The sequence below is a fragment of the Opitutia bacterium genome, from assembly GCA_016217545.1.
In the GTDB taxonomy this organism is placed as follows: Bacteria; Verrucomicrobiota; Verrucomicrobiia; order Opitutales; family Opitutaceae; genus Didemnitutus.
In genome coordinates, this window is record JACRHT010000004.1 from 245483 (window position 1) to 266333 (window position 20851).

19 protein-coding genes are annotated in these 20851 nt (G+C 67.2%); 16 read left to right on the forward strand and 3 right to left on the reverse strand.

What is annotated here, in order from left to right; genetic code table 11:
- Window positions 1-199 precede the first annotated feature (199 nt).
- From HZA32_04755 to HZA32_04775, 5 genes are all read left to right on the forward strand, one after another.
- Window positions 200-529: a winged helix-turn-helix transcriptional regulator gene (locus tag HZA32_04755; protein MBI5423372.1), complete on the forward strand. Its 330-nt coding sequence runs from the start codon at window positions 200-202 to the stop codon at window positions 527-529.
- Window positions 526-1074: an SRPBCC family protein gene (locus HZA32_04760; GenBank protein MBI5423373.1), complete on the forward strand. Its 549-nt coding sequence runs from the start codon at window positions 526-528 to the stop codon at window positions 1072-1074. The genes HZA32_04755 and HZA32_04760 overlap by 4 nt, the downstream gene beginning before the upstream one ends.
- 9 nt (window positions 1075-1083) lie before the next feature.
- Window positions 1084-1527, forward strand: coding sequence for an SRPBCC domain-containing protein (locus HZA32_04765; GenBank protein ID MBI5423374.1), 444 nt, complete (start codon window positions 1084-1086; stop codon window positions 1525-1527).
- Window positions 1528-1606: 79 nt separating this feature from the next.
- On the forward strand, window positions 1607-2347 hold the full coding sequence (locus tag HZA32_04770; GenBank protein MBI5423375.1) for a DUF899 domain-containing protein: 741 nt from the start codon (window positions 1607-1609) through the stop codon (window positions 2345-2347).
- A gap of 271 nt (window positions 2348-2618) precedes the next feature.
- Window positions 2619-3143: a hypothetical protein gene (locus tag HZA32_04775; GenBank protein ID MBI5423376.1), complete on the forward strand. Its 525-nt coding sequence runs from the start codon at window positions 2619-2621 to the stop codon at window positions 3141-3143.
- Here the strand turns inward: HZA32_04775 and HZA32_04780 are convergent.
- Entirely contained in the window at window positions 3113-3808 is a 696-nt protein-coding gene (locus tag HZA32_04780; protein MBI5423377.1) for a DTW domain-containing protein, read from the reverse strand. The genes HZA32_04775 and HZA32_04780 overlap by 31 nt on opposite strands.
- A 187-nt stretch (window positions 3809-3995) precedes the next feature.
- Here HZA32_04780 and HZA32_04785 point away from each other — a divergent pair, with 187 nt between their 5' ends.
- The 6 genes from HZA32_04785 to HZA32_04810 all read left to right on the forward strand — a co-directional run bounded on the left by HZA32_04785 (window position 3996) and on the right by HZA32_04810 (window position 11167).
- Window positions 3996-4427: a hypothetical protein gene (locus HZA32_04785; GenBank protein ID MBI5423378.1), complete on the forward strand. Its 432-nt coding sequence runs from the start codon at window positions 3996-3998 to the stop codon at window positions 4425-4427.
- Between the two features lie 172 nt (window positions 4428-4599).
- On the forward strand, window positions 4600-5031 hold the full coding sequence (locus tag HZA32_04790) for a response regulator (protein MBI5423379.1): 432 nt from the start codon (window positions 4600-4602) through the stop codon (window positions 5029-5031).
- Window positions 5032-5114: 83 nt separating this feature from the next.
- Window positions 5115-7250, forward strand: coding sequence for a M3 family metallopeptidase (locus tag HZA32_04795; GenBank protein MBI5423380.1), 2136 nt, complete (start codon window positions 5115-5117; stop codon window positions 7248-7250).
- Window positions 7251-7392: 142 nt separating this feature from the next.
- On the forward strand, window positions 7393-8082 hold the full coding sequence (locus HZA32_04800) for a hypothetical protein (GenBank protein ID MBI5423381.1): 690 nt from the start codon (window positions 7393-7395) through the stop codon (window positions 8080-8082).
- Between the two features lie 261 nt (window positions 8083-8343).
- On the forward strand, window positions 8344-9582 hold the full coding sequence (pepT, locus tag HZA32_04805) for a peptidase T (protein ID MBI5423382.1): 1239 nt from the start codon (window positions 8344-8346) through the stop codon (window positions 9580-9582).
- 94 nt (window positions 9583-9676) lie between these two features.
- Window positions 9677-11167, forward strand: a complete 1491-nt coding sequence (locus HZA32_04810) for a PQQ-binding-like beta-propeller repeat protein (protein MBI5423383.1) — start codon at window positions 9677-9679, stop codon at window positions 11165-11167.
- 14 nt (window positions 11168-11181) lie between these two features.
- On the opposite strand, the gene HZA32_04815 is transcribed toward HZA32_04810, so the two are convergent.
- Entirely contained in the window at window positions 11182-12057 is an 876-nt protein-coding gene (locus HZA32_04815) for an HDOD domain-containing protein (GenBank protein MBI5423384.1), read from the reverse strand.
- An 18-nt stretch (window positions 12058-12075) separates the two neighbouring features.
- The gene (locus HZA32_04820) at window positions 12076-14211 is read right to left on the reverse strand and encodes a chemotaxis protein CheA (protein ID MBI5423385.1); all 2136 of its coding nucleotides are present in this window, start codon (window positions 14209-14211) and stop codon (window positions 12076-12078) included.
- Window positions 14212-14529: 318 nt separating this feature from the next.
- Here HZA32_04820 and HZA32_04825 point away from each other — a divergent pair, with 318 nt between their 5' ends.
- From HZA32_04825 to HZA32_04845, 5 genes are all read left to right on the forward strand, one after another.
- Entirely contained in the window at window positions 14530-15033 is a 504-nt protein-coding gene (locus HZA32_04825) for a purine-binding chemotaxis protein CheW (protein MBI5423386.1), read from the forward strand.
- 296 nt (window positions 15034-15329) lie between these two features.
- Window positions 15330-16625: a hypothetical protein gene (locus HZA32_04830; GenBank protein ID MBI5423387.1), complete on the forward strand. Its 1296-nt coding sequence runs from the start codon at window positions 15330-15332 to the stop codon at window positions 16623-16625.
- A 1020-nt stretch (window positions 16626-17645) separates the two neighbouring features.
- Window positions 17646-18737: a hypothetical protein gene (locus tag HZA32_04835; protein ID MBI5423388.1), complete on the forward strand. Its 1092-nt coding sequence runs from the start codon at window positions 17646-17648 to the stop codon at window positions 18735-18737.
- Between the two features lie 836 nt (window positions 18738-19573).
- Window positions 19574-20686, forward strand: coding sequence for a hypothetical protein (locus tag HZA32_04840; protein ID MBI5423389.1), 1113 nt, complete (start codon window positions 19574-19576; stop codon window positions 20684-20686).
- 3 nt (window positions 20687-20689) lie between these two features.
- Window positions 20690-20851, forward strand: a 162-nt coding sequence (locus HZA32_04845; GenBank protein ID MBI5423390.1) for a chemotaxis protein CheW, incomplete at its 3' end; no start/stop codon positions are given.

A 20851-nucleotide genomic window follows, 5' to 3' on the forward strand; every position in this document is an offset into this window, starting at 1 on the left:
GTCGGCAGACCCAGCCGACGACTCGAAGTCTGGCGCTGTTTGAGGGCGCCTTAGCCCCATATCGGCGCAGCATGGCAGCACTTGAGTCCGCTTGGGCTCACAACGACGCGCACGATATCCGTTAGCAATCGTTGGCGTGAATGCGTGTTGCTCTTATTTTCCTCCTTGCTTAATTAAGTCATTACTTAATCGTAGTGTCATGCAAAGCCTCGAAGCCATCGCCGATCCCACCCGGCGCCGCATCGTCGAACTGCTCGCGGAGCGCGAGCGCACGACCGGGGAAATCGTCGCCGAGTTCGACATCAGCGCCCCAGCCATCTCCCAACACCTGAACGTCCTTCGCGACGCGGGCCTCATCACGACCCGCGCGGAGGGCCAGACTCGCATCCAATCGCTCAACGGCGACGGACTCGACGATCTGGCCAGCTGGCTCGAACGCACCCGCAGCGCCTGGAGCCGCCGGCTCGACGCGCTCGAACGCGAGCTGCGCGCCGACGACGAACGCAAAAAGAAATCCTCCTCCAAATGACCACGCCCATCCCCAACGACCCCTACGCCCAGTTCCCCGCCCGCGGCGAGCTCCGCATCGTCCGCCTCCTGCCCGGCTCCGTCGAGCGGGTCTGGGAATTCCTCACCGACCCGGAAAAACGCGCCCGCTGGATCTGCGGCGGCGTCACCGAGCCCAAGGCCGGCGGCAAGGTGGAGTTCGCGATGCACCACTCCAAGCTCTCACCGAGCGAGACGCCGCCGGAAAAATGGGCGCACGTCCACGAGCCCGGCGTCACTTTCGAAGGCCGCGTCCTCCGCTACGAGCCGCCGCGCGTCCTCAGCTACACGTTCGGCGCGGACGATTCCGTCGTCACTTTCGAACTCACGCCCCAAGGCGATCAGGTCCTCCTCGTGCTCACCCATCGCTCCACGGGTGAGGACATCCCCGAGCAGAAGAACTACGCCGCCGGCTGGCACACGCACCTCGCGTTCCTCGTCGCGATCCTCGAAGGCCAGCCCACGCCCAAGCTCTGGGCGATGCACGCCCGCCTGCGCGCGCACTACGACGAGGCCGCCCCGCTCTGATTGACCGCCATGTCCGCGCCCGCCACCGCAAGCATCAGCAAGCGCTTCGCCGCGTCCGCCGAACGCGTCTTCGACGCGTGGCTCGATCCCCACTGGCTCGGGCGCTGGATGTTCGGTCCGGCCGTGCGCGACGAGCAGATTGTCCGCCTCACGGCTGATGCGCGCGTCGGCGGGCAATTTTCCTTCGTGGTCGACCGCGGCGGAACCATCGTCGACCACGTCGGCGAATACCTCGCGCTCGAACGCCCGCGCCGCCTCGTCTTCACGTGGGCCACGCGCGACACCCTGCCGGCCACCAGCAAAGTCACCGTCCTGATCGAACCCTTGGGCGAAACCGCCTGCCACCTCACGCTCCACCATGAAATGGCGCCCGAGTGGGCCGCCTTCGCCGATCGCGCCGCCGCCTCCTGGCAGAAAATGGCCGACGCGCTCGAACGCGCCCTGAGTTCCTAGCCGGAAACTCCCACGCGCTTCTTCCTCCTTTCCGACGTGCCGCCGCACGCCGCCGCCACCGCTTTGTCCGATTTTTCCCATGAAAACCCAAACCACGCCTGCTCCCCGCATCGCCTCACCCGCCGAGTGGCTCGCCGCCCGGCTCGAACTGCTCCGTGCTGAAAAAGAACTCACCCGCCAGCGCGACGCGCTCGCCGCGCGCCGTCGCTCGCTCCCGTGGGTGCGCGTGGCGCAGCCCTACACCTTCGCCACGCCCGACGGCCCCGCGACACTCGCCGATCTGTTCGGCTCGCGCCGTCAGCTGATCGTCTATCACTTCATGTTCGGCCCCGGCTGGGGCGAGGGCTGCAAGAGCTGCTCGTTCGTCTCCGATCACTTCGACGCCATGCTGCCTCACCTCGCCGCGCGAGACATCGCTCTCGCCGCCGTCTCGCACGCGCCACTCGCGGAACTCCTGCCGTTCAAGCAGCGGATGGGCTGGCTCTTTCCGTGGGTGTCGTCGCACGGCGGCACCTTCAACGCCGACTTCCGCGTCTCCTTCACGCCCGAAGAACTCGCTTCCGGGCGCATCCGCTACAACTACGCCGAGCTGCCGGAGTTTCCCTTCGAGGAGGCGCCGGGACTCAGCGTCTTCGTGCGGGACGACGCGGGCGGAGTTTTCCACTCTTACTCCACCTACGGACGCGGGCTCGATCAGTTGATGAACACCTACAACTTTATCGATCTCACGCCGAAGGGACGCGACGAGGGCGCACTTGAATTTCCGATGGCATGGGTGCGCTACCACGACGCCTATGAATCCACCGCGGTCACGGCCTGAACGCGGCTGGCGCGAGCGCGTCCGGCGGGCCGCACCGCTCGCGCTCTTCGCGCTCGCCCCGAAAGGAGTGTGCTGCCTCGCCGCCTACGCGGCGGGCGGCGCGCTCTTCGGGCGCGAGCTTTGCGGAGCGAGCGAGCCGACGGGAGCCGTCGCACTTGCGCCGTGGCTCGGCGGGATCGCCGGCAGCGCTGCGTGGGGGTTGTGGCGGGCCCGCGCCGCCTTGACGTTCTCGGGCGTTGCGCCACCTACGCGCGCGCCGCAAGGTCGCACCATGCCCGCCGCGCCCCGCTCCGCCAACCCGCTCACTACGCCGCTCGCCCGCGCGATCCTCTGGTCCGGCCTCGCCGCCGGCGCCCTCGATCTCGCCTATGTGTGCACACTGGTGACGCTCCGCCACGGCAACGTCGTCGCGATGCTCCAAGGCATCGCCGCCGCGCTCTTCGGTCCCGCCGCGCGCAATCCGGTCGACTGGGGCTACGCCATCGTCGGCGTGCTGCTGCACTTTGCCGTCGCGTTCACGGTCGCCGCGCTTTTCTGCGTCGCCGCCAAATTCCGCCCGTATCTCGTGCGCCAGCCGGGCATCGTCGGTCCGCTCTACGGCGTTGCAGTGTGGCTCGTGATGCAACTCGTCGTCCTGCCGATGACCCGCACGCCGCCGAAGGCCTTCCCGCCGGCCAATTGGGAGCCCGTTTTCCTCGCGCACCTGCTGTGCGTCGGCCTGCCGATCGCGCTGATCGCCGCCAAATTCCTCGCCGTGCCCGCCGCTCAGCCGCCCGCGGAATCCGGCGCCGCCTGAAGGTTCGGGCGCCGCTCGTCGAGCCGCGCCAGCAATTCCGGGAACGCCTCGCGGATCGGCGACGTCGCCAGATACGCAGCGGCCTTTTCCTTGAAACCCCGCGCCCGCAGCGTCGCGTAGACATGCAGCTCGAACTGCGCGCGCAGCGCCGCGTGCGCCTCGCCCAAGCCCAGCGCCTCCATGAGAAACAGCAGCGCCTCGATCGTGGAGAACCGTCCCTCGCCTGACTGCGTGCGCAACCAGTAGCGGCTCTCCCCCTGCATCGGCAGCCGCACACGGCGGCCCCACGCGCCGACTTGCTGGGCCATCGCCGTCGCCTGCGTCCACGTGCCGTCGAGCAACAAGACCTGCAACCGCGCCACGTCGGGCGCGGCGGGCAACTCCTCGCCTTGCGGGTGGAGGATCCACAGCTCGCGGCCCGGTTGCGCGACGTCCTCCCGGCGCAGCGGCGCCTGCTTGCGGAACAGATGCTGCCCCGACGCGGGCATCACGCGCTTGATCAAATGCCCGGTGCTGCTCGGCCGGTAGCTCTCCATGAAATGCAGCAGCACATCCACGCGCAGCGGCGACTCCACGAGCCGCTCGCCCGCGCAAATGCACCAGCGCGGCGGCAACTGGCAGTGCGCGCAGCGCGGAGTTTCGCGGAGGACGACGGAACGGGACATCGCTGCAGCCCGCCGCAAACGCCGCGCCCGGTCAATCTTCCGATATCACACCGAGCGGCGCATCGGAGAACTCCCCCTTTTGGCCCCGGGGAACGCACGCCGGCGCCGGGCCGTGGTCGGAACCCGCACACCCGACCACGCCAAGTGGCGCTACGGCCGGGCCACGTCCACCCGCCCTGTCCATCCCATGAAGATCCTTGCTCCCCTCCTCCTCGTCGCCGCGCTCGCATTCACCGCGTGTGGCCGCAACTCCGCCTCCACCGATTCCGACGCGCGCAACGCCGACTCCTCGGCCACTCAATCCACCGCCGACACGTGGACCGAATTGCGCACGTATGCCTACGAGAAACGCGGCGACTTCAACTCCCGCCTCAGCGCCATCACCGCCCGACTCGACGCCGAACTCAGCCAACTCGAAGCCGACGCCTCCGCCGCCAAGGCCTCGCAATCGCGCAAGGACGCACTCGCCGCCGTGAAAAGCGACAAGGCCGCCTTCGACGAGAAGACCGCCGCGCTCGCTCGCGCCTCGCAAGACACCTGGAACCAAGCGCGAGACGAAGCGGCCGCCGCGTGGGACAAACTGCAAGCCACGCTCGCCAAGGCGCGCGCCGAACACTGATCCGTCCGTCGATTCTCCCCGCTCAATTCCCCGGAGTCGGACGCGCTCGCCGTCCGACTCCTATTTTTGCGGGGCGGAAAACCCACAGGTGCGCTGAGCAAAATTTCGCACCCTTTTCGCAGAACCAAACCGTGCAATTTCACGTCTTACATCTACGATGACAACGAGCCTCGTGACCTCCACGCCCCCCGCTCCCTCCCAACCCACGCCAGGTCGTCCGCTGCGTATCCTCTACGCGGACGACATGAAGGAGCTGCGCGAGCTCATCACGATCGTGCTCGGCCGCGACGGGCACACGGTCGAGGCGTTCCCCAACGGCACCCTCGCCCTCGAGAAGCTGAACAGCGCCGCGCCGGACCACTACGACCTCATCATCACGGACCATCACATGCCCGAGATGAACGGCCTCGAACTCGTCCGCCACCTGCGCGAGCGCACCTATCCGGGCAAGGTCATGGTCTTCAGCTCCGAGATCAGCCCGCTCGTGCAGGAAAAATACCGCCAGCTCGCCGTCGATCGCATCCTGCCGAAACCGATTTTCCCGGCCCAGCTGCGCACCTCGCTCCGCGATCTCTTCGCGGCCCCCGCGACGCCGTCGGCTTGAGCGGCCGCCGCCTCGTCGGCCCGGTCGCGACGTTGGTCGAACGGCACTTGCCGTTGCGCCCGCTCCGGCGCAAGTTCCGCGGCATGTTCCGACCCACCCTTGCCCCTATGGCGCTCGCCTTGGGTGTCGCGCTGTCCGCGACCGCCGCCGAGCCCGCCCCCGCCGCTATGAACGATAATCCGCTGCTGACCGAGAGTCCGCTGCCGCTGCATTACCCGCAGTTCGACAAGATCAAGAACGAGCACTACCTGCCCGCCATCGAGCTGGGCATGGCCGAGAACCTCAAGGAGATCGAGGCCATCGCCAACAACTCCGCCGCGCCGACCTTCGAGAACACCATCGTCGCCATGGAAAAATCCGGCGAGCTGCTCGGCCGCGCCAGCACGGTCTTCTTCGCGCTCAACGGCAGCAACACCAACCCCGAGATGCAGAAGGTCGCGCGCACCCTCGCGCCCAAGCTCGCCGCGCACGGCGACGCTATCCGTCTCAACCCGAAACTCTTCGCCCGCATCGACGCGCTCTACACCGCGCGCGACACCCTCGGCCTCGACGCCGAATCCGCCCGCCTGCTCTGGCGCTACCACCGCGACTTCCTCCGCGCCGGCGCCAAGCTCTCCGACGCCGACAAGGCGACGCTCAAGCAGCTCAACGCCGAACTCGCGACCCTCAGCACACAGTTCACGCAGAACACGCTCAAGGAAGTCGCCGCCTCCACCGTCTACGTCGACACCAAGGAGGAACTCGCCGGCCTCTCCGAAGCCGAAATCGCCGCCGCCGCCACTCTCGCCAAGACAGACGGCAAGGAAGGCAAATTCGCCCTCCGCCTCGTGAACACCACCGGCCAGCCGCCCCTCGCCAGCCTCACCCATCGCGCCACCCGCGAGAAACTCATGGCCGCCTCCCTCGTCCGCGGCAGCCGCGGCGGCGAGTTCGACACCCGTGCCATCGTCGTCGCGATCATGAAGAAGCGCGCCGAACGCGCCGCGCTGCTCGGCGCGCCGAACTTCGCCGCGTATTCCCTCGAGGAACAGACCGCCGGCTCCGTCGACGTCGTGAACAAACTCCTCGCCCAACTCGGGCCGCCCGCCGTCGCCAACGCCAAGAAGGAGGCCGCCGAAATGCAGGCCATCATCGATGCGGAAAAAGGCGGCTTCAAACTCGGACCCGGCGACTGGCAGCTCTACGCCGAGAAGGTCCGCCAGGCGAAATACGACTTCGATGAATCCGCGCTGAAACCCTACTACGAACTCAACCACGTGCTCATCGACGGCGTGTTCTTCGCCGCGCAAAAACTCTACGGCATCACCTTCAAGGAGCGCCACGACCTCCCCGTCTACGAGCCCACCGTCCGCGTCTTCGACGTGTTCAACGAGGACGGCTCGCAACTCGCGATCTTCCTCTTCGACGCCTACGCCCGCTCGAACAAGAACGGCGGCGCCTGGGCCAACGCCTACGTCGGCCAGTCGCTCCTCCTCGGCCGCCAGCCCGTCATCGCCAACCACCTCAACATCCCGAAGCCACCCGAAGGCCAGCCCACGCTGCTCACGCACGACGAAGTGCGCACCGCCTTCCACGAGTTCGGCCACGCGCTCCACGGCATGTTCTCCCACGTGATGTATCCGCGCTTCGCCGGCACCAGCGTCCCGCGCGACTTCGTCGAATTCCCCTCCCAAGTGAACGAGATGTGGGCCGCCTGGCCGGAGATCCTCCAAAACTACGCGAAGCACTACCAGACCGGCGCCCCCATCCCCGCCGAGCTGCTCGCCAAGGTCGAAGCCACGAAAAAATTCAACCAAGGCCACGCCACCACCGAGCTCGTCGCCGCCAACGTCATCGACCAAACTTGGCACCAGCTCCGCGCCGACCAGGTGCCGAGCGCCGACGACGTCGTCGCCTTCGAAACCGCCGCGCTGCAAAAAGCCGGCCTAGACTTCGCCCCCGTGCCGCCGCGCTACCGCACGACCTACTACTCGCACATCATGACCGGCTACGCCGCGGGCTACTACTCCTACTTCTGGAGCGAGGTTCTCGACGCCCACACCGTCGAGTGGTTCAAGTCGCACGGCGGCCTGAAACGCGAGAACGGCGACCGCTTCCGCGCCAAGCTCCTCAGCCGCGGCGGCAGCGCCGACGCCATGCAGCTCTACCGCGACATGGTCGGCGCCGACCCCGACATCAAGCCGTTCCTCGAACGCCGCGGCCTCGTCGGCGCAAACTGACCCGCGCGAAAAGCGCGCGTCCCTCCGATTCCCCCGAAGCCGCCGGAAACCCCGGCGGCTTTTTCGTCTCCACCCGCGGCATCCCGCACGCATCCTCGCCATCGCGCGGAACCAACTCTACCCTTCCCGCGTCTCATCCCCCATGCGCCCCCGTCGCCTCGTCGCCCTGTTCGCCGCGTTCCTCACCTTGGTTGGGATCGCCCTCGCCGCCGAAGGCGGTTTCATCGCCACGCTGTCCACGGAACAGCAGGCTGCGGCTGGCCTCAATCACCTCTCGGCTGACGAGCAGACGACGCTCAACACCTTCGTCGCACGCGAAGTTTCCCTCGCCCGCCAAGGCAACGTGAAAGCCTTCGCCGGCACCTTCAGCAGCCGGCGCAAACCCGCCGAAACCACCGCCGCCGGCCTCGATCGCCTCGCACCCGAGCAGCTCGCGCAACTCGACCAACTCGTCGCCAACGCCATCGCCGCCGGCCCGACCCAGCCCGTCCTGCCACAGCGGCTGAAAGCGAAGGACGTCACCCGCAACGACCGCCTCGAGATCCACGGACAAGTCTCCCTCGCCTACGGCTGGGGCTCCGGCGGACGCGAAATGCGCGCGGGTTCGATCTACACTGAAATCTACGACAAGCAGACCGGCACCACACTCGGCATCGGCTACAGCCAGACGTCCGGCGACGGCTGGTGGGGCTATGGTTACCCGGACTGGAGATACGCCGGCTACGACTATCCTTACTATTGGGACTACGGCGCACCGTTGCGCTTCGCGAGCTACGGCCGGCCGCTCGGCTTCGGTGGCGAGCTCCGCTCGAACATCTGCCGCCGGCACTGAATCGCCCCAAGTCGCTCGGGCGATCGCGCACCCGACGTCACCAGTCCCCGCCCGTCAGCTCCGGCGCGAAAGCGCCCCACTCCGAACAGTCACCTATTAGGTGACTCCCCCGCCGGCTCTCCGAGCGAAAACCGCGAGTCACTTGTCCAGTCCGGTCACCTATTAGGTGACCAGAGCCGTGGGAAAAACTGGTTCAGGCAGCCGGACGCAGCGGCGGCAATTCGACATTGGCGCGCTGGCCCGCGCGCGTAGGCTGCCGCCATGTCGCTCGACTCCGCCGACCTGCTCGACCGCTTTCTCCGCTACGTCCAGATCGACACGCGCTCCGATCCGGCTTCGCCCGCCTGCCCCAGCACGCCGACTCAATGGAATCTCCTGCGCCTGCTCGAACGCGAGCTGCGTGAACTCGGCGCGGCCGACGTCGAGCTGACCGCGCACGGCTACGTGCTCGCGACGATCCCCGCCACCGTGCAGACCGACGCGCCGGTTATCGCCTACTGCGCGCACGTCGACACCGCGCCGAACCTGCCCGGCGCCGCCACGCCCATCGTCCACCGCGCCTACGACGGCCGCCCCATCGTCCTCCCCGACGACCCGACGCAGACGCTCACGGTCGAGACGATCCCCTTCCTCCGCGAATCCATCGGTCAGGACGTCATCACCGCGAGCGGCACGACGCTGCTCGGCGCCGACGACAAGGCCGGCGTGGCCATCGTCATGGCCGCCGCGCGCCACTTGCTCCGCAACCCCGGCATCCCGCACGGCAAGATCCGCCTCTGCTTCAATCCCGATGAGGAGATCGCGCGCGGCGTCGACAAACTCGAACTCGCGCAACTCGGCGCGCAATTCGCCTACACGCTCGACGGCGGGGAACGCGGCGAGATTTGCCACGAGACGTTTTCCGCCGACGCCGCCAAGCTCGAGATCGCCGGCGTCGCCGCGCATCCCGGCTGGGCGAAGGACGTCATGGTCAACGCGCTCCGCCTCGCCGGCCGCTACCTCGCGGCCTTGCCCACGGCGCAGTCGCCCGAGCGCACCGGCGACCGCGCGGGGTTCATTCACCCGGTCTCGTGCACTGGCTCCGCCGAACAGGCGACGGTCGGTTTCATCATCCGCGATTTCGAGATCGAGGGCCTCGCCGAGAAACGCGCGTTGATGGAGAAACTCGCCGCCGAACTCCGCGCCGCCGAGCCCAACGCGCGCGTCACGCTCACCTTCACCGAGCAATACCGCAACATGCGCTACTGGCTCGAGAAGGACATGCGCCCGGTCGAGTTCGCCCGCGAAGCCGCGCGCCGCGCCGGCATCACACCGTTTGCCCAACCGATCCGCGGCGGCACCGACGGCTCGCGACTCACTCAGCGCGGCCTGCCCACGCCGAACATTTTCACCGGCATGCACGAGGTCCACAGCCAGCGCGAGTGGGTCACGTTGCAGGACATGGAGAAATCCGCCGAAACACTGCTCCACCTCGCCCAGCTCTGGGCCGAGGCGAAGTGACGTTCGCCCGCGCGCATTCACGTTTGGCCGGACGCGCGCAGGCTCACGTCGAAATCGCGTCGAGCCGCACGCGCCCGCGCGCTTTGCCTTTCCCATGCGCCTGCTTCCCCTGCTCGCCCTCCTGACGCTGACTGCGCGCTCGCTGGCCGGCGACCCGACTGTCCCCAGCGCCGCCAGACCCGCCGCGCCCGACCCGATCGAAGGCCGTTGGACCGGCACGATCGCGCCGCCGCAAGGTGGCACCGCCGAGTTCGGACTCGAGTTCTTCCGCACCGAGCGCGGCAAGCTCGCATTCCGGATGAACTTCCCCGACGCGCTCACTTTCGCCGCCCCGTTCATGCTGCCAGTCGAGACGGCGGGCGACGGCCACTACGCGATCACTCCCGCCTTCGCCATCAAGCTCCATCGCGATGCCGACCGCCTCACCGGCATCTTCGGCGCCGCGCAAATGCCGCTCGAACTGAAGCGCGGCGGCAACTGGACGGAGAAACCGCCCGCGCCGACGCATCCCGCCGCACCCGCGCCGCTGTGGTCGTTCGATCTCGGAGCCGGCACGTGGGCGGCTCCCGTCGTCGCCGATGGCGTGATCTACATCGGCACGAGCGCCGGAAGATTCCACGCGGTCAATGCCGCCGACGGTCACGAGCTCTGGACATGGGCCGGCAGGAATCCGATCGACGGCCGCGCCGTCGTGAGCGGCGAGGCGGTCTATTTCGTCGACACGCAAACCACGCTCATCGCCCTGAATCGCGCCGACGGCTCGTTGCGCTGGTCGATCCCGCTGCACGACGAGCAACTCGCCGGCCGACCCGTGGCGAACAACCCGACCTTCAACCACCGCGCGGCGTTCCCGCTCGTCGCCGACGGCGTGGTCTATTGCGGCTCAAGCGACGGCGGTCTCTATGCACTCGACGCCGTCACCGGCGCGAAGCTGTGGCGCCACGATGCCAGGGCGCCGATCTTTTCCGGCGTGGGGCGGCATGGGGCGGACCTGCTGACGTTCGGCACCATGGACGGCTCGGTCGTTATCCTCGACCGGCGCACGCGGCAGGAGACGTTCCGCGCGCGGACGGACGGCGGCATCGTCACGGTGCCGCTCGTGGTCGGCGACAAGGTCGTCGCCGGCAGCCGCGACTACGTGCTCTACGGCTTCAACCTCGCGGACGGCGGCGTCGCGTGGCGCTTCTCGTATTGGTTCTCGTGGATCGAATCGACGCCGGTGCTGCGCGACGGACTGCTCTACGTCGGCGCGTCGGACTACAGCCGCGTCAGCGCGATCGATCCCGCCAACGGACGGGCAAAGTGGCAGACGCCCGTGCACGGCATGAACTGGGGCACGCCGCTCGTCACCGACGACTCCGTATTCACCGGCACCGCCGCGCAGAACATTCCCGGCACGCTCATCCCGCACGTCGGCGGGATCGTCGCCCTCGAGCGCGCCACGGGCGCCGTGAAATGGCAGCTGCTCGCCGCGCCCGCGCCGGAAAACGGTTTCGGCGGCTATGCCGGTTCGCTCGCCCTCGCGGGCGACAAAGTCATCGCGGCCGGTTTCGACGGCCGGCTCATCGCGCTACCGGCGAAGTGAGCTGACCGCGCCGCTCAGAGCGCGACCACGCCGGTCGTCATCTTGTCGCCGAGGCGCTGCAAGGCGCGCTCGTGCACGACGGGCATCGCGGCTTCGAGGAGTTCGGGCGTGAAACCCCACTCGCGCAGGAACGCGCCGTGGACGGCGGTGAGGAAACCTTCCTCCGTCACGCCGGGCCCGAGCGACGTCGCGAGGTATTTCGCGGCGTGCAGGTGCGCGAGCAACGGGAGCGCCTCCATCGGCGCCTCGGTGGGACGCGTGAGGAATTCGGCCGCCTGCTGAAACACCTTGGGGAAATTCCACGCGGCGAGCAGCTTCGTGGTCGCGTCGGCGTGATGATAGCCGAGCACGGCGCGCTCAGCTTGGTCCCACGTGCACTGCATGCGTTCGCGGAACGCGCGCACGGCGGGATAGAATTCGTTGCACGAGTGCGCGAGCGCGAGCTTGCCGAGATCGGAGACGAGGCCCGCGGTGTAGGCGACCTGCGGATCGAGACGCTCGGTGGTCGACGCGAGCACTTCGCCGGCGATGGCGGTGATGAGCGCGTGGCGGGAGAAATCGCCCGCTTCCCAGCGCAGGCCCTTCTGGCCGCTTTCCCAGCGGCTCACGAGCACGAGCGCGGCGAGGCGGTAGATTTCCTTCGCGCCGAGGCGGAACACGGCGGCTTCGACCGTCTCGACCGTGCCGCGCGCGAACGCGGCGGAATTGGCGAGGCGCAGCGTCGCGGCGGCGAGCGAAGCGTCGAGCGAGATGAGGCGTTCGATCTCGGCAGCCGAGCTATCGTCGGCCTGCAACGCGAGCCCAAGCCGCGGCAACAGCGACGGCGAGCAAGGCAGGCGCAGCGCTTTTTCGCAGACTTGCTCGAGGGTCGGAGGAGTGAGGGTGGACATGCCTGGGACGTTCGATGGTTACGCGGCGGCTTGGAGCAACGAAGCGGGATCGAGGATCAGCGCGATGTTGCCGTCGCCAAGGATCGCGCCACCCGCCACGCCGGGCAAGCCCTGCATGAACGCGCCGAGGTTCTTGATGACGACTTCCTGCTTGCTGACCATTTCGTCGACGAGCAGCGCCGAGACCTTGCCGGAATGCTCCACGATGACGACGATGCCGTCCCACGGCTGCGTCGCGTCGGCGGGGATGCCGAAGCGGCGATGCAGGCGGTGGAGCGGGAGGATCTTGCCGCGCAATTCGAGCACTTCGCCCGTGCCGTGGACGGTGGTGATGGAATCCTTGGTGGGCCGCATCGCCATCTGCACGGAGGTGCTCGGGAGAATGAACTTGTCGGTGCCGACGCGCACGACGAGGCCGTCGATGATGGCCATCGTGAGCGGGAGCTTGATCTTGAAGACCGAGCCCTTGCCGACCTCGGAGGTGATCTCGATCTTGCCGCGCAGCTTCTCGATGTTGCGCTTCACGACGTCCATGCCGACGCCGCGACCGGAGACCGCGGTGACTTTTTCGGCGGTGGAGAAGCCCGGCGCGAAAATGAGCGCGTAGCACTCTTCGCGCGACAGCTGGGCGTTGGGGGCGACGACGCCCTTCTCGATCGCCTTCTTGAGAATCTTTTCGGGATCGATGCCGCGACCGTCGTCCTGGAGTTCGATGACGATGTTGCTGCCCTGATGGTAGGCGCTGAGGTGGACGGTGCCGGCCTCGGGCTTGCCGGCAGCGGCGCGGATCTCGGGGCCTTCGAGGCCGTGGTCGAGTGCGTTGCGCACCATGTGGACGAGCGGGTCGGCGATTTCCTCGACGACCGTGCGGTCGAGTTCGGTGTCTTCGCCGCTGACTTGGAAGTGAACCTTTTTGCCGAAGTTGCGTGCGAGGTCGCGCGACAGGCGCTCCATCTTCTGGAACGTCGGCTTGATGGGAATCATACGCAGCGACATCGCGGTGTGCTGGAGTTCCTTGGCGATGCGCGAGAGCTGCGCGACGTTGCGCTGCATGGGCGAGCCGTCGTCGCAAATGCCGCGCGCGGACTCGATCAGCTGGCTTTGGACGATCACGAGTTCACCGACGACGTCCATGAGGGAGTCGAGTTTCTCGGTGTTGACGCGAACCGTCTGGCCACCGGCGGTGGCCTTGGTCGAGGCTTGCGCTTCGATGGCGTTGGCGGCCGCCGCACCAAGCGGAGACGCGGCGGGAGCCGCGGAAGCGGCCGGAGTTTCGGACGTGCCAGCGGCCGAGGGATCGGCCGGAGCCGCAACAGGCGTCGCGACCGGCGCGGGAGTCGGGTCGCCCTTCGCCAAGGCGCGCACGGCGCGCATCAGGTGGCTGACGGGCACGATCTGGCTCGGCAGATGACCTTTTTCCAGCGCGACGGCGATTTGCTGGGTGAGCAACTGCAGCGCGTCGCGGCTGCGGAGGATTTCCGTGATGATCGCGGGGGTGAGGCGCAGCTCGCGGTTGCGGGCCAGGTCGAGCAGCGACTCGACTTCGTGGGCGAGCGTGTGCATCGGCACGAGGCCGAGGAAGCCGGCGTTGCCTTTGATCGTGTGGAACGAGCGGAAGATCGAATTGATCGCCTCGGGGTTGTCCGGCTGCTGGTCGAGCACGAGCAGCGCGGCCTCGATCTGGGAAAGGTGGTCGACGGCTTCGGCGTAAAATTCCGTGAGCAATTCCTGGTTTTCGCCGAGGTTGAGTTGGAGCAGCACGTCCGCGGCGGCATGCTCGGCGGATGCGGTGGGCGCAGCAGCGGCTTCCGTGGCCGGCGCCGGCGCGGCACTCGCGTCGAACGTCTCGGGCACACTGCCGGCTTTGACGGCCTCGATCGCGGCGGGCAGCCAGGCGATGAGCCGGCGCAGCGTGGCGAGCGTCGCATCGTCGAAGGGTTGGGCTGTGTCGAGGCGCTTGTCGAGGAGCGCGTGGACGCTCACGACCGCTTCGCGCAAAGTCGGCACGGCGGCGCACTGGTCGCGCATTTCGCCGAGCAGGCTGTAGGAGGGGATAAGGCCATCGTCGCGACTAGGCTGGGCGAGGATGGATTCGGCCGCCAAACGACTCAGCGAGTCATCGAGCGCTTGGAAGAATTCCGGAGCGAGGGACATGGGCAAATAGCGGGATCCGCGCCCTCTTCATCGGCCCATGGGGCGAAAACCTTAAATCCATGTGCGACGGGATTTTTTCGGGGCCGCCGATCCCTCGACCGCGGTTCAAGCGACCGCGCGGCTCGTCGGCGTCGCGGGCCACCCGCCGTCCGCCGAAGCGCGCGCGGGCCCAAGACTTTCCGCGCAAAAAGAGCAAAAGTCGCGCGCGTCCGTGTCGATGAACCCCTCGCGACCTTGCTCGGTCCGCGAGGCATATTCCGCCCCTGCGGTCACCGGTCAACCCGGCCGACGAACCACACTTTCTCGTCTCCTGAACCCATGAGCTCTCCTGCCACCGCCACTGCCAACCAAACCAAGCACGCCGGCAAATACCTGACCGTCGTCCTCGATAACGAAGCCTACGGCATCGCCGTGCTGAAGGTTCGCGAAATCATCCGCATGCAGAAGATCACGCCGGTGCCGCAAATGCCGGAGTTCGTGAAAGGCGTCATCAATCTCCGCGGCCGCGTCATTCCGGTCGTCGACCTGCGCGTGAAATTCGGCCTGAAGGCCGAGTTCGCCGAGCGCACCTGCATCGTCGTCGTCCAGGTCAAGCTGCCCAACGACACGATCGTGCAGATGGGTCTGATCGTCGATTCCGTCGAGGAGGTCGTGCATCTTCCGTCCGAGGAAATCGAGCCGACGCCCGAGTTCGGCACGCGGGTCGACACGACCTACCTGCTCGGCATGGCCAAGGTCAAAGGTCAGGTGAAGACGTTGCTCGACATCGATCGAGTCGTCGCCCCCGAGACGATGCAGAGCATCGCCACGGCGCACGCCTAAGCACAGCGCCCGCATTCCGAAGCCGCCGTTTTTGGCGGCTTCGTCGTCTACGGGTCAGATAAGCGCGCTGCGCCCGCGAAAAGAAACGCGCAACCTGCACGCCACTGCGGCCATGGGAATGCCATGGCCGAGCCTATGACATTTCCCTTTCAGTTCCGGCCGCCCGGAACCGATTCCTAGAATGCGTTGCGGTGCATCCCTCCGGATGCGACCGCCTGTTTCGGGCAGCCACGGCCTGCAAGGAAGAGGAGCGACGCCGCGAGTCCCCCTACCGGGACCCGGTCCCCCTCTTCCACATGGTCACCCATTCCCTTTTTCTTTTCGCGTCTCGCGCGGCACTACGCCTCGTCGCCTGCTCTTGCGCGATCGTCTGCTCCGGCATCGCCGGCGAACCAGCCGCGCCACCCTCGGCGACGTGGAAGTTCGCCACGACGCTCGGCGTCCGCGAAACCTACGACTCCAACGTCTACCTGCAGGACCACGCACCGAGTCCGGCGATTGTCGGCGCCGCGCCCGCCCAACTCAGCTCGCTGGTCACGGCCGTTTCTGCGGGCGTGAACGTCGAGTCCCGCGGCGCCACCGGACTCGTTGTCACCGGCAGCTACGCCCCGGAAGTCGTCCGCTATCACTCGGCTTCCTCGGAAAACTACACGACGCACCGCGCCCAGATCGCCGCGAGCCGCCGCGCGGGGGCCGTGGCGTGGAACGTCTCCGACGCCTTGGTGTGGACCGACGGCAGCAAGGATTCTCCGATCTTCGGCGGTCCCGGCGGCGCACCGGCGCTCGGCGGCATTCCGCTGCGTGACCGTCGCGCGGCGCTGGTTAATCGCAGCAACTTCCGCCTGGAATCCGTCGCGGGGCGCTGGTTGTTCCGCGCCCTCGCCTCGGGCTACTGGCACGATTTTCGGACCAATCAGCTCCGGCAGAGCGGCTGCGCCAACTACATCGATCGCAGCGAAGTGAGCGCCGGAATCGAGGGTGGCTACGAGTTCCAGCCCAAAACCCGCGTGATCGCCGGTCTTCGTCTGGCGCGGCAGACCCAATCCTCGCTCTTCGGCGTCGACAGTCCTTTCGACTCCACGCGCCGCCGATTCGTGGCCGGCCTCGAAGGCGCGCCATGCACCTGGCTGCAGCTGAATCTCCTCGCCGCGCTCGAAACGCGCACGTTCGCCGCCGGCACGCCAACCGGGTTCGACCGCCACAAGCGCCTGCTCTGGATCGATGCCTCGGCCACCGCCACGCCGACCAAACACGACACCCTCACCCTGACCGTGCGCCGCGCCGAGCAACCCGCATCCACCAGCGCCAGCGTCTACGAAGACACCGCCGGCGAACTCACCTGGCGCCACAAGTGCACCGACCGCGTCACCGCGAGCGCGGCGCTCAAAGTTTGGACCGGCATCTGGCAACTCCCCGCCGTGCGGCGCGACCGCGTCTGCACCCCCACTCTCCAACTCCAATTCACCCTCAACCCACACTGCATCGTCGAGGCCATCTGGTCCTACGACGACGCGACAAGCGGCATCCCGTCCACCGAAGGCCGCGAGTTCACCCGCCATCTCGGCGGCCTGTCGGCCCGTTACACCTTTTAAACACGTCCCATCATGGATCGCCTCTTCCAACTTCGCCTCGGAACCAAAATAACCCTCCTCGCCGTCTGTCCGATCGTCGCGACCGTTGCCGTGATTCTCATCACGCTTCTCGTGCGGCAACAGCAGCTCAACGTCGAGGTCGACAAGACCGTGATCGCCCAAGCCATGAGCGAGTGCGCCAAGGTCGCGAACGACGCCTACCTGATTTGCGCCGGCATGGAGCAACGCAATCAGAAGGAGCTCGACCGCAGCATCGCCTACGCGCGAGACACTCTCACTCACGCCGGCGGACTCTCGCTCGCAGCCGACACCGTCAGCTGGCAGGCGGTCAACCAATTCACCAAGCAGGCCAACGCCGTCTCGCTGCCGAGGGCCACGCTCGGCGGCAACCAATGGCTGGGCCAGATCACGGCCGCCGACCAGACCGCGCCGATCGTCGACGAGATCCGTCGCGCCACCGGCACCTTCTGCACGATCTTCCAACGCGTGAATGACGCCGGCGACATGCTCCGCGTCTGCACCAGCGTCCAGAAAGACGACGGCACGCGCGCCATCGGCACCTACATCCCCGCCCAGACTCCGGACGGCGCGCCCAACACCGTCATCCAAACCGTGCTGCGCGGTGAAAGCTACCGCGGCCGCGCCTTCGTCGTGAACGACTGGCACGCCGCCGCCTACGAACCGATTTGGGACGCCGACAAGCGCCGCGTCATCGGCATGCTCTACGTCGGCCTCCCGCTCCGCACCATCAACAAGGAAGTGCACGACACCATCACGCGAATGGTGGTCGGCAAAACCGGTTACGTCTTCGTCATCGGCGGCAAGGGCGACCAACGCGGCCAATACATCGTTTCCGCCCAAGGCAAACGCGACGGCGAGAACATCTGGGAAGCGAAGGATTCGTCCGGGCGGCTGTTCATTCAATCGCTGACCGGCAAGGCCCTCGCCACGCGCGACGGCGCCGCCGACTTCGAGCACTACTCGTGGCAAAACCCCGGCGAAAAAGCCCCGCGCGAGAAGATCGCCGCCGTCACCTACTACGCCCCGTGGGATTGGGTCATCGGCGCTGGAACCTACGAGGAGGATTTCGCGCAAGTCCGCGCCACTTTGGACAGCTCGAGCAAGACGGTGCTCATTTGGGTCGTCTCGCTCGCGCTCGCCTCCGCCGCAATCGCTTCGGCGATCGGGTTCTTCTACGCCCGCAGTGTCACTCGTCCCATCGCCGAGGTGGCGACGAATCTGGGCTCCGCCGCGCACCAAACCACCGATGCCGCCAATCAGGTTTCGAGCGCCAGCCAATCCCTCGCCGAAGGCTCCAGCCAGCAAGCCGCCAGTCTCGAGGAAACCAGTTCCTCGCTTGAGGAGATGTCCTCCATGACCAAGCGCAACGCCGACAGCGCGCATCGCGCCAACGACCTCACCCGCGAAGCCCGCCAAGCCGCCGACATCGGCACCCGCGACATGCAGGACATGAGCACCGCCATGCACGGCATCAAGGCGTCGAGCGACGAGATCGCGAAAATCATCAAGACGATCGACGAGATCGCATTCCAAACGAACATCCTCGCCCTCAACGCCGCCGTCGAAGCCGCGCGCGCCGGCGAGGCTGGCGCCGGATTCGCCGTCGTCGCCGAGGAAGTCCGCGCCCTCGCCCAACGCGCCGCCAACGCCGCCAAGGAGACCGCCTCGAAAATCGAGGACGCCATCGGCAAGACCAAGGAAGGCGTGACGATCAGCGCCAAGGTCGCCACGAGCCTCAACGCCATCGCCGAGAAAGTCCGCCAAGTGGACACGCTCATCGGCGACGTCGCCACCGCGAGCGGCGAGCAGAACGACGGCGTGCAGCAGATCAACCGCGCCGTCGGCCAGATGAACAACGTCGTGCAGAACAACGCCGGCGCCGCCGAGGAAAGCGCCGCCGCCGCCGAGGAATTGAACGCGCAGGCCCTGATGCTCACCGAGTCCGTCGACGTCCTCGTGCGGCTGGTGAACGGCCAGGCATCGGCCGCCCCCGAAGCGCCGCGTTACGCCCCCTCCCCGATCGATGCTCAACCCAACCGCTCTCCGGCCCGCGCGTCAGTCCGAGGACGGCAACCAACCTCGGTAGCGTGACTCAGCCACTATCGCCCCAATAGCCAGCGACTTGGGGAAAGCGAAAACCGCGAAATTCCCCTTAAGCCTCCCTCTGCGCAACCGATTGACTGCGCAGCGTTGCGGCGTGCGTTCGCGCACGGCCGCCACTTCGGGCAGGCTTCAGGCCTGCAAGGAAGGGAAGCGACGCGGCCGGCTTCGCCGGTGCCATCCATTGTCCCCCCCAACGTCCCAGATCCCGCGTGTCCTCACGCACGCCCCTGTCCTGAACTATGAAGCTTAGCACGAAGATCATCGCTGCCGCGTCCGTGGCTGTTCTCGCCACCGGCATCGGCGCCACGACCACCGTCTACGTCCTCTCCCAGCAGAACCGCGTCGATGCGGTTCGCTCCGAAATGAGCACCGTGCTCCGCCAAGCCGAGACGGTCGCGGAAAACATGGACCAGATGCACCGCAACAAGTCGTTCGACATCGCCGGCATGGTTGCACGCGCCAAGGCCGAATCCGGCGGGCGCCCCCTCACCGAAATCTACCGCTCCACCGCGCTCTACAACACGATCCCGATCGTCGCCTCCTGGTCCGCCGCCCGACGCTCCGCCGAGGAAAAGGGCTACGGCTTCTTTACTCCGTCCGCTCCCGGCATCCCTGCCCGCAATCCGAAGAACAACAACGGCGCCGACTTCGCCGACGCCTTCAAGGCGTTCGCCGCCGGAGAAAAGGAATACTTCTTCGAGGACAAACAGCGCGGCGAGCTCCTCCTCGCCCGCCCCGTGCGTCTCGCCGAAAGTTGCGTGAACTGCCACGGCGATCCGGCCCGCAGCCCCACCGGCGACGGCAAGGACGTGCTCGGTTTCGCCATGGAAAACATGAAGGCCGGCGACATCAAAGGCGCCTTCGTGCTCCGCGCTCCCATGACCGACGACGCCGTCGTCGCCGGAACGATGAAGAGCATGACCCTCGTGACGTTCCTCCTGCTCGGCGTCGTCGGCGCCGGCTTCTACTTCTTCAACCGCCGCTTTATCAACGCGCCGCTCGACGACGCGATCACGCAGATCGACAACGCCGTGCAGCAAACCGCCTCCGCCGCCGGCCAGATTTCCGCCGCGAGCCAGATGCTCGCCGAAGGCGCCAGCGAACAAGCCGCCTCCCTCGAGGAAACCAGCGCCTCCCTCGAGGAACTCTCCTCGATGACCAAGCGCAACGCCGACAGCGCCGGCCAAGCCAAGGACACTGCCGGCACCGCCCGCGACACCGCCGACTCCGGCGCCGAACAGATGCGCTCGATGCAGACCGCCATGCAGGCGATCAAGAGCGCCTCCGAAGACATCACCAAGATCCTCAAGACGATCGACGAGATCGCCTTCCAGACAAACATCCTCGCGTTGAACGCCGCCGTAGAAGCCGCCCGCGCGGGCGAGGCCGGCGCCGGTTTCGCTGTCGTCGCCGAGGAAGTCCGCGCCCTCGCCCAGCGCTCCGCGCAAGCCGCCAAGGAGACCGCCACGAAGATCGAGGACTCCGTCGCGAAGAGCCAGCAAGGCGTGAACATCAGCGCCACCGTCGCCCACAGCTTCGAGGAGATTCAGGCAAAGATCCGCCATCTCGACTCTCTCGTCGCCGAGATCGCGACCGCTTCCCACGAGCAGAGCCAAGGCATCGGACAGGTCACCACGGCCGTCTCCCAGATGGACAAGGTTACCCAGTCCAACGCCGGCAGCGCCGAGGAAACCGCCGCCGCCGCCGCCGAACTCAACAACCAGTCCGCTCTCCTCGCTGCCGCCGTCGGCAAGCTCCGCGCCCTCACCGGCGTCGAAGGCCACGCGACCAAACCCACGCGCACGCCGAAGTCGTCGTCACGTCCGGCGGCGCCGCGAGGCGAACTCAAGCCCATCGCGAAGTCGCCGGTCGCGCGCACCACACGCCAGCCAGTCTCCGCCGGCGCCAACCACGACGCCCACTTCCTGGATTCCTGATTCATGAGCGCCACCCAAACCACCCGCACGGTCCAGTCGGTCAACGAGGGCAAATACCTCACCGTCCAACTCGCCGCCGAGGCCTACGGCATCGCGGTGCTCAAGGTCCGCGAGATCATCCGCATGCAGAAAATCACTCCGGTCCCCCAGATGCCGGAGTTCGTC

Coding starts and splice junctions, on each gene's coding strand:
- HZA32_04755 (MBI5423372.1), top strand. CDS start 200: ATGCAAAGCCTCGAAGCCATCGCCGATCCCACCCGGCGCCGCATCGTC.
- HZA32_04760 (MBI5423373.1), top strand. CDS start 526: ATGACCACGCCCATCCCCAACGACCCCTACGCCCAGTTCCCCGCCCGC.
- HZA32_04765 (MBI5423374.1), top strand. CDS start 1,084: ATGTCCGCGCCCGCCACCGCAAGCATCAGCAAGCGCTTCGCCGCGTCC.
- HZA32_04770 (MBI5423375.1), top strand. CDS start 1,607: ATGAAAACCCAAACCACGCCTGCTCCCCGCATCGCCTCACCCGCCGAG.
- HZA32_04775 (MBI5423376.1), top strand. CDS start 2,619: ATGCCCGCCGCGCCCCGCTCCGCCAACCCGCTCACTACGCCGCTCGCC.
- HZA32_04780 (MBI5423377.1), bottom strand. CDS start 3,808: ATGTCCCGTTCCGTCGTCCTCCGCGAAACTCCGCGCTGCGCGCACTGC.
- HZA32_04785 (MBI5423378.1), top strand. CDS start 3,996: ATGAAGATCCTTGCTCCCCTCCTCCTCGTCGCCGCGCTCGCATTCACC.
- HZA32_04795 (MBI5423380.1), top strand. CDS start 5,115: ATGTTCCGACCCACCCTTGCCCCTATGGCGCTCGCCTTGGGTGTCGCG.
- HZA32_04800 (MBI5423381.1), top strand. CDS start 7,393: ATGCGCCCCCGTCGCCTCGTCGCCCTGTTCGCCGCGTTCCTCACCTTG.
- pepT (MBI5423382.1), top strand. CDS start 8,344: ATGTCGCTCGACTCCGCCGACCTGCTCGACCGCTTTCTCCGCTACGTC.
- HZA32_04810 (MBI5423383.1), top strand. CDS start 9,677: ATGCGCCTGCTTCCCCTGCTCGCCCTCCTGACGCTGACTGCGCGCTCG.
- HZA32_04815 (MBI5423384.1), bottom strand. CDS start 12,057: ATGTCCACCCTCACTCCTCCGACCCTCGAGCAAGTCTGCGAAAAAGCG.
- HZA32_04820 (MBI5423385.1), bottom strand. CDS start 14,211: ATGTCCCTCGCTCCGGAATTCTTCCAAGCGCTCGATGACTCGCTGAGT.
- HZA32_04825 (MBI5423386.1), top strand. CDS start 14,530: ATGAGCTCTCCTGCCACCGCCACTGCCAACCAAACCAAGCACGCCGGC.
- HZA32_04830 (MBI5423387.1), top strand. CDS start 15,330: ATGGTCACCCATTCCCTTTTTCTTTTCGCGTCTCGCGCGGCACTACGC.
- HZA32_04840 (MBI5423389.1), top strand. CDS start 19,574: ATGGAAAACATGAAGGCCGGCGACATCAAAGGCGCCTTCGTGCTCCGC.